11 protein-coding genes are annotated in these 12,794 nt (G+C 58.8%); 7 read left to right on the top strand and 4 right to left on the bottom strand.

Features of this window, described 5'->3' with window-relative positions; translation table 11 throughout:
* Positions 1 to 1,251 carry a glycolate oxidase subunit GlcF gene (glcF, locus tag SB772_RS12425; RefSeq protein WP_410833545.1) on the top strand — a complete coding sequence of 417 codons (1,251 nt, stop codon included), beginning with the start codon at positions 1 to 3 and terminating at the stop codon, positions 1,249 to 1,251.
* Between the two features lie 153 nt (positions 1,252 to 1,404).
* Here glcF and SB772_RS12420 read toward each other — a convergent pair whose 3' ends face one another.
* Complete coding sequence (locus SB772_RS12420; RefSeq protein WP_410833544.1) at positions 1,405 to 2,121, bottom strand: TetR/AcrR family transcriptional regulator C-terminal domain-containing protein; 717 nt, start codon at positions 2,119 to 2,121, stop codon at positions 1,405 to 1,407.
* Between the two features lie 491 nt (positions 2,122 to 2,612).
* On the opposite strand from SB772_RS12420, the gene SB772_RS12415 reads away from it, so the two are divergent.
* The 5 genes from SB772_RS12415 (at position 2,613) to SB772_RS12395 (ending at position 7,172) form a co-directional block, all read left to right on the top strand.
* Positions 2,613 to 3,926: an Nramp family divalent metal transporter gene (locus SB772_RS12415; protein ID WP_410833711.1), complete on the top strand. Its 1,314-nt coding sequence runs from the start codon at positions 2,613 to 2,615 to the stop codon at positions 3,924 to 3,926.
* A 69-nt stretch (positions 3,927 to 3,995) separates the two neighbouring features.
* Complete coding sequence (locus SB772_RS12410) at positions 3,996 to 4,997, top strand: VOC family protein (protein WP_410833543.1); 1,002 nt, start codon at positions 3,996 to 3,998, stop codon at positions 4,995 to 4,997.
* A gap of 83 nt (positions 4,998 to 5,080) precedes the next feature.
* A complete protein-coding gene (locus tag SB772_RS12405) occupies positions 5,081 to 5,620 on the top strand; it encodes a carboxymuconolactone decarboxylase family protein (RefSeq protein WP_410833542.1) in 540 nt (179 codons plus the stop codon).
* Positions 5,621 to 5,648: 28 nt separating this feature from the next.
* Positions 5,649 to 6,491: a fumarylacetoacetate hydrolase family protein gene (locus SB772_RS12400; protein WP_410833541.1), complete on the top strand. Its 843-nt coding sequence runs from the start codon at positions 5,649 to 5,651 to the stop codon at positions 6,489 to 6,491.
* Positions 6,492 to 6,521: 30 nt separating this feature from the next.
* Positions 6,522 to 7,172, top strand: coding sequence for a polysaccharide deacetylase family protein (locus SB772_RS12395; protein WP_410833540.1), 651 nt, complete (start codon positions 6,522 to 6,524; stop codon positions 7,170 to 7,172).
* Between the two features lie 29 nt (positions 7,173 to 7,201).
* On the opposite strand, the gene SB772_RS12390 is transcribed toward SB772_RS12395, so the two are convergent.
* Positions 7,202 to 8,122: a LysR family transcriptional regulator gene (locus tag SB772_RS12390; RefSeq protein ID WP_410833539.1), complete on the bottom strand. Its 921-nt coding sequence runs from the start codon at positions 8,120 to 8,122 to the stop codon at positions 7,202 to 7,204.
* Positions 8,123 to 8,447: 325 nt separating this feature from the next.
* Between SB772_RS12390 and SB772_RS12385 the strand changes: the two genes are divergently transcribed.
* Positions 8,448 to 10,955, top strand: coding sequence for a DUF3772 domain-containing protein (locus tag SB772_RS12385; RefSeq protein WP_410833538.1), 2,508 nt, complete (start codon positions 8,448 to 8,450; stop codon positions 10,953 to 10,955).
* Positions 10,956 to 10,962: 7 nt separating this feature from the next.
* Here SB772_RS12385 and SB772_RS12380 read toward each other — a convergent pair whose 3' ends face one another.
* Positions 10,963 to 11,742, bottom strand: coding sequence for a TetR family transcriptional regulator (locus SB772_RS12380; protein WP_410833537.1), 780 nt, complete (start codon positions 11,740 to 11,742; stop codon positions 10,963 to 10,965).
* 253 nt (positions 11,743 to 11,995) lie between these two features.
* Complete coding sequence (locus tag SB772_RS12375; RefSeq protein WP_410833536.1) at positions 11,996 to 12,736, bottom strand: OmpW/AlkL family protein; 741 nt, start codon at positions 12,734 to 12,736, stop codon at positions 11,996 to 11,998.
* Positions 12,737 to 12,794: the final 58 nt, after the last annotated feature.

Raw genomic sequence — 12,794 nt, 5'->3', positions numbered from 1 at the left:
ATGCAAACCGAGTTGGCTGACTTCATGCTGGGCACCGAGGACGGAGACGAGGCGCAAGCCATCATCGGGAAGTGTGTGCATTGCGGCTTCTGCACGGCCACCTGCCCGACGTATCAATTGCTCGGCGATGAGCTCGACGGCCCCCGCGGCCGGATTTACCTCATTAAGCAGATGGTCGAGGGGCAGCCCGTGACCGGGAAGACTCAGCTTCACCTGGACCGTTGCCTGACGTGCCGAAATTGTGAGACCGCCTGTCCATCGGGCGTTCAGTACAGCCGACTGCTGGACATCGGACGACGTGTGATCGAAACAAAGGTCGAGCGTCCGCTGAAACAGCGCGTGCTGCGCTATGCCCTGGCGCGCTTCGTACCCGAGCGCCCTCTGTTCGACGCTGCGATGCAGGTCGGCCGTATCGCCCGTCCCTTCCTCGGCGCCAAGCTCAAGGAAAAGATTCCCCTGGGTCAAGCTCCCCGCCTTCCACCCGTGACAAAGCACGTCCGAAAAATGCTGTTTCTTGAGGGATGCGTGCAGCCATCGATGTCACCGAATATCAACGTCGCCACCCGACGGGTTCTCGATGCGCTGGAGATAGAGCTGATCTCGCCCGTCGGCGCCGGCTGCTGCGGGGCGATTCGCCTGCATCTGTCCAGGATGGATTCGGGACTCGACGATGTGCGCAGAAACATCGACGCGTGGTGGCCCTATGTAGAACAAGGCATTGAAGCCATTGTCATGAACGCATCCGGCTGCGGCGCTACGGTCAAGGAGTACGGTCATCTCTTGCGCCACGATCCGGCTTACGCCGAGAAGGCTCACAGGATCGCCACGCTGACCAGGGATCTTGCCGAGATCCTCGCCACTCAGGAGAACAAGCTGCGGACCCTGGTCGCATCCCATGACAGGCGTCGCGTGGTTTTTCACCCGCCGTGCACGTTGCAGCACGGGCAGCGGATAAAAGGCGTTGTCGAGGGCCTGCTTCGCTCGCTCGAAATTGATGTGCAGGTTCCGTCCGACGCTCACCTCTGCTGCGGTTCGGCGGGAACCTATTCGATCTCGCAACCCGTCCTGGCTTCGCGTTTGCGCGACAACAAGCTGGCCGCGCTGGCAGCGACGAAGCCGGATGTGATCGTATCAGCGAACATCGGCTGCATCTCGCATCTCGCCGCTGCATCCATTACTCCGGTTCGGCACTGGATCGAATTGCTTGATGATATGTTGTCCCACGTTCCCGTCGGTGGGCGCGGCCACTGATCTGTTAAAGCGGTGCACAGCTACGAAGGCTGAGCGAATTGGCTTCGTCAGGAAGCGCGACCTCGCTATCGAGGACCGGCGCGCGCAGTGCGCCCGTCTGGAAATAGCCCGTGTGCGATGCGACATCGTCGCGCGCGGGCGCCTACATCACCTTCAACTGATCCGGACGTGCGGCCGCCGCCGCGGTGTGCTGTCCGCCGCTCGAAAGGTTTTGTTCCCGCAGTGAGCGAACCCATTCAGGAAAGCCTCGACGACTGAGTGAACCTTTGCCTCGACGACCGACGCCTTCGGTGGACGCATGATTCCAAGCAGGAGTTGTTGCGGAAAATCGAATGCCATCATGTCGTGAAAGAGGATGGCAGCTTCCCGTGGGTCGCAAGCACGCAGTTCCCCGCGCGTCTGGCGCTCCTCGAAGAACTTTGTCATTGCCTCGTAAAAAACACGCGGTCCCCGATCGAACCACGTCTGCCCCACTTGTGGAAAGCGACTCGATTCGGCAATGGCCAGGCGCTGCACTGCGATAGTTCGGGGATGCAGCACAGCCTTGTAGAACGTTTGCCCGATCACGGTCAACGCCTGACGCAGAGGCAGCGAGAAGCCCTCGGAGGCCAGGATTGCCCCGGATATCTCGCTGCCAAGATTTTCAAGCGCAGCGATGAAGAGACCCTCTTTGCCCTTGAAGTGCTTATAGACGTTGGATTTGGAGCCGCCTACTTCGGCAACGATCTCATCCAGGGTGACGCCGTCGTAGCCGCGCGCCAGGAACATGTCGGCTGCGGTGGTCAGTAATTCGCGGCGTCTTTGCGTCGATCTGCTCACCGGTAGACGCGATGGCAGTTTCTTTTGGGCGGGCGTCTTTCTAGGAGGCATGCAAACCTTCCTTGCGTTTTCAAACGAACTTCTGACGGATGCAGCACGTATAAACACTTGCATTTTAGCAGGCGCCAACGCCACTTATCTCCGGCGCGCCGGTAGTCAAGCCTGAACAATTTACATTCACTGCTGCTGGGTTCAGGCGTTCGCAGCAGCGACGCGGAAGCTTCAAACCTCCGGCTCGGTTCGCGCCTCCTCCGACGGACGCTTTGAAGGAAGGAGAGCGAAACCTGCAAAGGTCGCGCTTGCGTCAGCGTCATCGCGATCTTTCATAATCATACCAATTGGTACGACCTGCCCTCGGATCCCCCCTGCTAATCAATAGCCAATTTTACGCGTCTTTCTGTCATAAATGCGTGGTTTACCCCAATACCACGCCTCTATTGTCGACATCTAATATACTAGCCAAACAGTACCGGTCAGTACGATTTATGAATTTCTTGGTATCGACCGGTTTTACGCAAGTGCACTCTCAAAGATTCGACGCAATGGATGGTGTCAAAGTACAACCGGGGCTCACGGAACGGACTACTGAGGCTATCGGCGAGGTCCTGGCAGGGCGCAGAACTTCCGGACGCGGCAACTTGCTGTTTGTCGGACCGGCGGTGATCGCTTCGATCGCCTACATGGACCCCGGCAACTTCGCCACGAACCTTCAGGCAGGTGCCCGATTCGGCTACGCACTACTTTGGGTAGTGCTGGGTGCCAACGTTGTCGCGATGCTGTTCCAGGCGCTGTCGGCCAAACTGGGTATGGTCACGAATCGCAATCTCGCCGAAATGTGCCGCGAGCAGTTTCCGGCACCGCTGGTTTATGCGATGTGGGGGATCAGCGAGATCGCGGCGATGGCAACGGATCTCGCGGAGTTCCTGGGCGGCGCGATAGGTTTGTCGCTGCTTTTCCATCTGCCGTTGCTGGCCGGCATGGTGGTTACCGGAGTTATTACGTGCGCGATCCTGATGGCCGAAAAGGGCGGATTTCGTCCGATCGAGTTAATCATCGGCGGTCTTGTCGCTGCCATTGCACTGTCCTATCTGGCCGAACTGTTCATGGTTCACATAGCGTGGGGAGCCGCCGCACGCGGGACGTTCGTGCCGCACCTGCCTGACAGTGAGGCGCTGACCGTCGCGGTCGGCATGTTCGGCGCCACGGTGATGCCGCACGCCATTTATTTGCATTCCGGCCTGACGCAAAATCGCGCGCCGGCGCGCACCGATGCCGATCGCAGAAAACTGCTGCGCTTCTCCAACCTCGAGGTGATGATTGCGCTGACACTCGCGGGTCTGGTCAACATGGCAATGGTCGTCACGGCCTCCGGTGCGTTTCATGCGGGTCATCCCGACGTGGGCGACATCGAAACGGCGTATCACACCTTGACGCCCTTGCTCGGCGCTGGCGCGGCGGGTGTCTTCCTGATTGCGCTACTCGCCTCCGGTGTTTCGAGTTCGGTCGTCGGAACGATGGCGGGCCAAATGATCATGCAAGGTTTCGTCGGGTCTCGGATCCCGATCTGGCTGCGCCGGATTGCGACCATGGTGCCGGCGTTCGCGGTCGTAGCGTTCGGTGTCAACGCAACGGATGCGCTCGTTTATAGCCAGGTGGTATTGAGCTTCGCGTTGCCGGTCCCCATGATCGCATTGGTGATCTTTACGCGCCGGCGCGACATCATGGGACCGTTCGCGAACAGTCGGCTTGTGTCGGTCGCTGCGATTTCAGGCACCGTGGTGATTTTGTTTCTCAACACCATTCTCCTGCTTCAGACCTTCGGTGTGAGCATACCGGGCTTGCCTGGTGCCGGATGACCGATGACCGCATAGCGTCCGTTCGAATCAATATGCCCCAACTATTCACCAGCAAGCGAAGGAGATGCGATGATCCAGATACCTAAGACAGCCCGGCCGGCGCCATTTCAAGTGACTCGTGCGAGCCACCTGACTTTTGCAGTCCGTGACCTGGCGCGCAGCCGCGATTTCTATACGGAAGTCGTTGGCCTGGCCGTTAGCGATGAGGACAATGACACGATCTATCTACGAGGCGTTGAAGAGCGGTCACACCATAGCTTGATCCTGAAGCGCACAAATGACACGCCCTCGTGCATCAGGACCGGCCTGAGGACGTTTGACGACGAGGACCTGGATAAAGCGAAGTTCTACTTCGATAAGCGTGGAATCAAGGCTGAATTCGTCGATGCACCGTACCAGTCACGCACCCTGCATGCTTCTGACATCAGCGGAACTCCGCTAGAGTTTTGCTCCGCCATGCCGCGCGTCGAAAGGGTCGACCAGAAGTTTGAGAGTGTTCGGGGCGGTGGCGCACTTCGCTTCGATCACTACCAGGTCACTGCTCCCGACGTCCAGCTGGCGGCAAGCTTCTACGCCGATTTTGGGTTTCGAATCCTGGATTATATGGTTGTCGGAGACCAGCCCATCGGCGTCTTCCTGCACAGCAAGGATTCCCAATATGACGTCGTTTTTATCAAGCGGCCAGGACCCGAGTTGCATCATTTTGCATACGTCGTCCACGGCATCAATGAAATCATGAGGGCTTGTGATGTCGCGGGTAGCCTGGGCTTTGGCGACAACGTCGAATTCGGGCCGGGCAGGCACAGTCTGGGGCATTCGTACTATGTTTACCTGCTCGATCCGGACGGTCACCGCATCGAATTGCTGCCGCCCCCGATCTACTGCGGTGATGCGCAAGACGGGCCAATTGTCCATGACCTGACCGGCGTCTCCCGGGTAACCGAGTCGTGGGGACTACCGCCGCGTTTGACCTGGCTGAAGAACGCTTCTCCCTTCCGTGGGGTGGATCGCATAAGCCCGCCGCCAGGCGGGCCGGAGCCATCCCTGGAAGCTTATCTGGGAATGAGCTGATCTAGTTGACATAGTTGAATATCCCGTCGTTGCTCAAGAGAGCAACGACCAATCTCATTTGATAGCAATGAAGGTTTTTAGATATGGCACGTATCTCCTATGTGAGCAGAGAGACCATACCGGACGGCAGAAGCGATCTCTACGACCGGCTGATAGCAGAACGCGGTCCCAATCCCGAGCACATTTTTTTGGCGCTTGCGAACGCTCCGGCACTCACGGAGGCGGTTCTCGGAATGGCAACCGCGCTGCGCAAGCAGACCTCCTTCCCCAGAGTCTTCCGCGAACTTGCAGTCGTGACGGTAGGGATCGTGGCCAATGCGCCCTATGAGGTGGACCACCATTGGAATACGGCTTTGAGCGCGGGCGTGCGACGCGAGCAGCTCGAGAGCCTGCAGGACTTCGAGGAGTCGGAATGCTTCACCGCCGAAGAACGGGCCGTGATCCGTCTGGCGAGAGAAGTCAGCCTTGAAGGGCATGTCAAAGACAGTACGTGGGATGCTGCCGCGTTCCTCGGTCCGCAACAACGCCTCGAGCTTCTCGTGACAATCGCCTGGTACAACTGCGTCGTTCGTATTCTTCTGCCGTTGCAGATCGAAAAAGAACCGTGGTTCGTGCGCCAGTAATTTTTCCGCCTGGGTTAAGAAAGTACCGATGAAACTACTTCGCTATGGGCCTCCGGGCCAGGAACTTCCCGCCATACTCGCCGCTGATGGCTCAGTGCGCGCCTTGAGCCCGATTGTCAAAGATATCGACGAGTCCGTGCTCTCCGCTGACGGCATGCGCTTTCTCGAAGCGCTCAATCCATTGAAGCTGCCGACGGTGGAGGCCCCTGGACGCATCGGCTCGCCACTTGGCGACGTCAAGGAAATCATCGCAGTTGGGCTGAATTACCGCCAACACGCGATGGAGGCCGGCTTGCCGATCCCTTCCGAACCGGTGATCTTCTTTAAATCGACTTCGTCGATTTGCGGGCCCGGCGATGACATTCTGTTGCCACCGGGCTCCATCAACACCGACTGGGAAATCGAACTCGGGATTGTCATTGGCAGCACGGCCTCCCGCATCGATAAAACCGAGGCACGCAATTGCATTGCCGGCTACGTGATGGTCAATGACGTATCCGAACGGCAATGGCAGATCGAGCGCGGCGGTCAATGGAGCAAGGGCAAGAGCTTCGATACATTCACGACGGTTGGCCCGTGGCTGGTCAGTGCGGGAGAATTGTGCGAGCCCGGGTCGCTCGAACTGGCGCTCGATGTGAACGGCACCGCGCGTCAGCGCGGTAATACGGCCGATATGATTTTCGATATCGATACGATCGTCAGCTATTGCAGCCAGTTCATGACGTTGCGCCCGGGAACTCTCATCATTACGGGAACGCCGGCGGGCGTTGGCTTCGGCATGAAGCCGCAAACGTATTTGGCGCAGGGTGACATTGTCGAGATGTCGATAACCGGACTCGGTACGCAACGTCATTGCGTATGTGCCAGATGATTTGTCGCTCCTTGGCGCAGAACATGGACCATGAAGAAAGTTACCCTTACGTTCGATAACGGTCCGACCCCAGGCGTCACCGAGTCGATTCTGGACATCCTGGCCGAGCGCGGTATCAAATCGACGTTCTTCGTGCTTGGGAACCACATCGGCAATGCTGAGGGCGCGGCTCTGCTTGACCGGATAGTCGCGCACGAGCACAAGGTCGGCAATCACTCGTTCACTCATTCCGTCGCGTTCGGTGATAACACCGAGTCAGGTTATGCGACGCGTGAGATAGGAGACACGCAGGCGCTGATTGCCGCACGAAATATATCGGAACGGCTTTTTCGCCCTTTTGGCAATTTCGGTCTCCTGGGGCCGCATCTTCTTAGTGAAGAAGCACTGGCTTATCTGGTGGAGCACCGTTTCACGTGCGTGGCATGGAACAGTGTGCCGCACGACTGGGATGATCCTGACCATTGGGTGGAACGCTGCTTGTCCGACGTTGCCAAACAGGACTGGACGGTAGTCGTCTTGCACGATATCGAAAACGCTTCGCTGAAAAGACTGCCTGAACTACTCGACCGTCTTGAGAACGAAGGCGTCGAACTCGTTCAGTCCTTTCCGGAAGAAGTTGTGTTGATCCGGGATGGGAAGCTGACGTCGTTAAAACCCAGTCACGTGGCGGGACGCACCTGAGCTCCGTGTACCGTCCAGCGGCATGACCGCTAACGACCTGCGGCCGGCGCCTCCGCGCCTCCTTCGAAAAACGCCGCGGTGTGGTCGATGAACGCCCTCACCTTCGCGGGCAGCAGGGCGCGTCCGATGTACGCCAGGCGGACCTCCGCAGCAGTGTCGGCAATCTCGAATCCTTCCAGCAGACGAACGAGCCGTCCGGCCTTGATGTCCTGCTCAACAAGGGTGATTGGGAGTACGCCGACACCAAATCCTTCGAGCAGAACGTCGCGATTGAAAAAGGGGTTGTTCGACGTAATCTCGTAGTTGATCGGGACTGCGACGCTTTCCTGCTCCATTCGAAACGTGACGAATGGCTTGTGCATCGAAGGAGGAACGGTGACGAACACATGGTCCGCCAGGTCGGCAGGATGCCGAGGCCGAGGACGCCTGCTCAGGTAAGCTTCCGTTGTGACGACGACCAGCGGCAACCGCTGGAGAAGCCGCGTCACAGCCAGATCCGTCGCCAGCATGAAAGGCAGGACGATACCGAGGTCGTAACCGTCAGCCGTCAGGTCGACGGGCCGCTCGGTTAGCGTGACATCCACGGCGATCTTCGGATGCTTACGTTTGAAGGACAAGATCAGTGGCGCCAGCCACGTCAGCGTGGCGGACGTATGCGCGACCAGTCGAAGCACACCGGTAGGCAGTCGACCATGGCTCGCCGCGCTGGCTTCGAGGCAGTCGAGATCGTCGAGGATGCGGCAACACCCGTCGTAAAAGCGTTCCGCCGCTTCCGTCAGCGAAAACTGCCGGGTCGAGCGATGGAAGAGTCGCGCGCCCAGGCGCTCCTCCAGCGAGGCGATCGCCCGCGAAACGACTGATGGCGACAGGTCCATCATTTCCCCGGCACGCCTGAAGTTTTTGACTTCGACGATAGTCCGGAAGAGGCGCAAGCTTTCGATATATTCCATGGTTCACGTCCCGTCTGCTATCCGACGTTATGGCGGCGGGCTCCAGACGTCACAACACGTACGTCGCGCGGCCCAACTTCTTCGGCTCATCGAGACCGCGGTCGCCCATCCGCGGCAGCAAGGTATTGACCTTGCATAAAGCCCATCTATGGTGGCATTATACTCATAACTGATATACTTGTCATGTATGAAATGACAAATCAACTTCCGGCTACGAGCGTTGCTCCCGGATCCGCTTGACCGCAAGCCCGGTGCGTCACCGCACATTGGTGTCTTGCGCACGAGCCAGACCTTTCGAATGCGCGCCCTTCGACGCCTTTGCCTTATGCGACTAGTACTCTTGATCATTTTTCGCCTGATCGCGCTGACCGTGCCCAGCCTGATTCCGGCCGCCTTATGCGCAGCGACGCTGCCGCCCTTGGGCATACATGCTCCCGCTTACCAGACGCCCTCCGCGGCCGAGGAACCCGATGCATTGAGAGTGCTGAACGTGCTTCAGGATGAGCAGGACGAAATCAGACAGCGAGCGTCGAGCGCGACAAGCGATGCGCAACTGCTCGAGCTGGATGAGCTGAGCCGGCGCGTTGCCGAAGACGTCGATAGACTGATAACCACGTCATTGGAGCCCGATCGCGCGAAAACGCATGCACAGCTCGACGTACTCGGAGCGGCACCGGCTCCGGAAACTAATGCGGAAACGCCCGCGGTCACCCAACAGCGCAGCACGCTCGGCGCACGGCAGGCGCAACTCGATACTGAACTCAAGCAGGCGGGAACCATCAAGGAGAACCTCGCCAACGTAAGCGCCCAGATTGCGCGACTGCTGCACGACCACCTGAAAGGCCAATTGGCGCTTCGCTCAGGCAGCATTCTCAGCGCCGCATTCTGGGCGCCTGTGCTCCATCCGGAAGCGTCCGACCGTCAACGTCTGCGAGACTTCAATGAGCAGGTCGTGAAGCAAATCGAATCGATATTGCAACCGGACCAGCGGGTCGCGACCGCGCTGATTCTGCTGCTGGCGCTGGCTGTGACGACAATTGGCGCTCGCGTTCTCGAGGCGGCTTTAGGGTCGTTTTGCCTGCGCCGCCTTCCCGAAGGCCGGTTGCGCCGCAGCGCCATTGCGATATCGACGCTGTTTGCGACCATGATGACCGCCGTATGTGCCGTTCAGCTGGTATTTTTCGTCGTCACCCGTCAGCAGACCTTATCTCCTACCCTGCAGAGCTTCGCCGATGGACTTATCAAACATGTTCTGACCTGCGCGCTGGTCGCCGCTCTCGGCCGGGCGTTGCTCTCTACACGACATCCTTCCTGGCGCCTGCCGGTCATCGCGGACCCCGTCGCTCGCGCGCTGAGCCCTTTTCCGCGGATCCTGGCCACACTGCTGCTGTTTTGCGGAGCCGTCGAACAAATCAACAGGGCAGTCGATACCAGCTTGCAACTTACGCTTTTTACTCGTGGCCTGGTGGCGTTGGTCGTCGCGCTGACCATCGGTGCGTCGCTGCTGCGGGCAAACCGGGTACGTACTGCGCTCGCCGCTGCCGGAGAGCCCCCTGAAGCGCGCTCTACCCTTGCGGGCCTGATTCACGCCGCCGTCAGCCTCGCCGTCGGCGGTTCCCTGATTGCACTACTCTGCGGCTACGTTTCGGTCGCGCGATTCCTGACTTATGAACTCGTCTGGTTCGATATCGTGCTGTGCAGCCTCTATCTTCTGATGAAGCTTACGCATGATGTCTGCGAAAGCGCCTTTTCGCCGCGTCACGCGAGCGGCAAAACCATCAAGCATCTGTTCGGGCTGGAAGACGTCCACCTCGAACAGGTGGCAACGGTAATTTCCGGAATCGGCCGCAGCGCATTGATGCTCGCTGCAGTCATCGCACTGCTCACGGGAGGCTTGGGGACAACCCCTGCAGACCTGATCGATAGCATCCTCAACGTACTCGGCGGCGAGCGGCTGCGGGCGCTGAATATCGTTCCCGCCCATGTCCTCAGCGCCCTCCTTGCGTGCGGAGTCGGCCTGTACCTGCTTCGATCGGTGCGCAAATGGCTGGACACCGAGTTTCTGCCCAAGACGCAAATGAGTTCGGGTATGCGGGCCTCGCTACTGACGCTGTTTGCCAACGTCGGCTATGTTCTTGTCGTGTTGCAAACCCTGTCCGTGCTCGGTGTCAGATGGCACAACCTGGCGTGGATCGTCAGCGCATTGTCGGTAGGTATCGGCTTTGGGCTACAGGAGATCGTCAAAAATTTCGTCTCCGGGCTGATACTGCTTGCTGAGCGGCCGGTCAAGGTAGGCGATATCGTCAGTATTACCGGCATCGAAGGAGACATCCGGCGAATCAGCGTACGCGCAACCGAAATACAACTCGCAGACAGGTCAACGGTGATCGTTCCGAATTCGCATCTTATTTCGCAGAATGTGCGTAACGTGACGATGGGAAACTGCACACAGGGGGTCGCCACCCTCGTGCTCACGTTTGCGCTGGACATCGATCCTGAGCAGGTACGCGACATTCTTCTGGATGCCTACGTGGATCACCCATCGGTTCTCGACCATCCCGCGCCTTCGGTCATGTTCAGCCAGCTGACGTCCGACGGCATCACGCTAAGCGTCACTGGATATGTTCGCAGCCCCAGGATCGCCGCCGACACCAGGAGCGAACTGCTATTTGCAATCCTCAAACGGCTACGTGCCGCCGGGATTTCGCTGTCGAACCCTCGAACTGTGGTGGTCCAAGGGATGCGTGATACGCTCCCGGGCCATGATGTCAGTCATTTCGATCCAGAACCCGTTGACGCTCGTGCCCTGTCGGGAGCGGCCGGGAATAAATAATCATCGATCAGATTGATTGATTTGATGCGTCAACGCTTTTCGCGCAGAACATCGCGCCAGCATTAGCCGGTGCTTGCCCTATAAAGCGCGGCTTATAGACGGCGTCTCCGACTTTAATTAGCCGACCGGTCAGCACACAGATGCCTGACACCTTTGCGACGACCGCGCGCCACGTCTGGTAACCGTAGTGTCCGGAGCGCGCATCGCGCCATGAAACGATCAGTGTTTGGTCTGTCGGTTCGTCGCTCACCCTCTGCGGATCACACATTCTGAAGAGCAGCACACCATCGCACAGGCCCACCAGGCCGAGTGCGAGGGCGTCCGCCTGCAGAGGCAATGGACTGCCGTCGCGCACTGAAAACGTGCGGATGTACGTGCTGACCCGCTCGATCTTTTCATGCCGGAAGGCGTTAAAGCGCTCCTGAAACGCGGTGTCTCTGCACGCGAGTAGCATGGCCTCGACCCAAAGCGGAAAGCAGTGAAAATACCGCTTGTAGTATGCGATGGCGCGCGCCGTCATCTGCTCGCGCGCGCCGCCCTCTTCCACGATCGCCCGCAGACTGGCCTGTGCGCTATCGTGGTCCCGGCGCAGCAACTCAAGCAGCAGTTCCGGCTTACCGTCGAAGTTCGAGTAGAACGCGCCGCGCGTGTAGCCGGCCGCCTCGGCGATGTCCTCCACGCTTGTAGCGGCCAATCCCTTTTTGACGAACATCTTCCGCGCAGCCCCAAGCAGACGCTCTCGCGTCTGCTCTCTGCGCTGTGCGTGTGTCAGGCGTTCCCGCTTCATGGCATAACGTGCTGGTCAGAACGGCATCCGCGGTACCGCGTGAGTCGAACAAAGCCCGCACAGCGGGCGGAAGGCGAGTGCCACCGAAACGGAGGGACCGCTGCGCGAGTTCGACGGTGTCATGCCAACTGCTCCAAGGAGTGAGTGACACCACGAACGGCTTGACGTCGTGGCTGCGTCCATGACACCGCCCTGCATTCCGAAAACGGTGGCCGAGCAGGCTGCGCAGTTGCCGTTGGAGCTCGGCAGCGCGCTAGAACGTATAGGCGACGTTCAGGAAGACGCTAAGTGGATTGAGCCGAAGCGTCGATTTGGAAACGATCTGCGTTCCAGTCGCGGTCTGTCCGTATAACGTAAGGTTGGTCTTCACCGGCATGTAGTTGACGGAGGTTCCGACAGACCAGTGTTTTGTAATCGCGTAATTTGCGCCGAGCTCGAAGACAGGATTCCACGATGAACTGAGTGTCGCACGTGCCGAGCCGCCTGGCCCAAAGCTATCGGTAATGAACTGTTTATTGGTCGCCCGAACCTGGGTGAACCACGTATAGTTCACGCCGAGTGCCAGGAACGGACGGAATTTCGATTCGGCTGAAAACAGGTGGTATCGAAGTTCGATGGCGGGCGGCATCGGCCTTGTCGAGCCGAGGTTGCCATATTTTTGCAGTGTCCCTTCGCCAATCAGATTTACCGTTAGTGGCAGTCCCAGAAGCGTGGCGACACCAATGTTGTCCGTGACGTAGTACTCGGTGGTAATTCCCACCGTATCCGTTGAGCCGGCTTGCGCGCCACTACCAGGTAGCTGCTGATTCACCGCCATGCCGTCAACGCTTGCCACGGTTAACGGCGTTGCGTGGCCCTGTGGCGCAATGTGCAGCCATCCTGTCGAAAACGTCATGCTTCCAGCCGACTGCGCATTGGCATTGTCGGTAAGCGCAATCGAGCCGATACAAGCCGCCATACCGACAGAGTTAATCATTCGCGTGTAATTTCTCATGTGTCTCTTCCTGTCTCTTTGTCTGGAAATTTTATGAATCAGTGGCGTTGCCGTTGGA

The sequence above is a fragment of the Paraburkholderia sp. SIMBA_030 genome, assembly GCF_046535245.1.
GTDB lineage: Bacteria > Pseudomonadota > Gammaproteobacteria > Burkholderiales > Burkholderiaceae > Paraburkholderia.
Note: the sequence above shows the minus strand (reverse complement) of the source record. Positions and strands in the feature narration are given on the sequence as shown.

Coding starts and splice junctions, on each gene's coding strand:
- glcF (WP_410833545.1), top strand. CDS start 1: ATGCAAACCGAGTTGGCTGACTTCATGCTGGGCACCGAGGACGGAGAC.
- SB772_RS12420 (WP_410833544.1), bottom strand. CDS start 2,121: ATGCCTCCTAGAAAGACGCCCGCCCAAAAGAAACTGCCATCGCGTCTA.
- SB772_RS12415 (WP_410833711.1), top strand. CDS start 2,613: ATGGATGGTGTCAAAGTACAACCGGGGCTCACGGAACGGACTACTGAG.
- SB772_RS12410 (WP_410833543.1), top strand. CDS start 3,996: ATGATCCAGATACCTAAGACAGCCCGGCCGGCGCCATTTCAAGTGACT.
- SB772_RS12405 (WP_410833542.1), top strand. CDS start 5,081: ATGGCACGTATCTCCTATGTGAGCAGAGAGACCATACCGGACGGCAGA.
- SB772_RS12400 (WP_410833541.1), top strand. CDS start 5,649: ATGAAACTACTTCGCTATGGGCCTCCGGGCCAGGAACTTCCCGCCATA.
- SB772_RS12395 (WP_410833540.1), top strand. CDS start 6,522: ATGAAGAAAGTTACCCTTACGTTCGATAACGGTCCGACCCCAGGCGTC.
- SB772_RS12390 (WP_410833539.1), bottom strand. CDS start 8,122: ATGGAATATATCGAAAGCTTGCGCCTCTTCCGGACTATCGTCGAAGTC.
- SB772_RS12385 (WP_410833538.1), top strand. CDS start 8,448: ATGCGACTAGTACTCTTGATCATTTTTCGCCTGATCGCGCTGACCGTG.
- SB772_RS12380 (WP_410833537.1), bottom strand. CDS start 11,742: ATGAAGCGGGAACGCCTGACACACGCACAGCGCAGAGAGCAGACGCGA.
- SB772_RS12375 (WP_410833536.1), bottom strand. CDS start 12,736: ATGAGAAATTACACGCGAATGATTAACTCTGTCGGTATGGCGGCTTGT.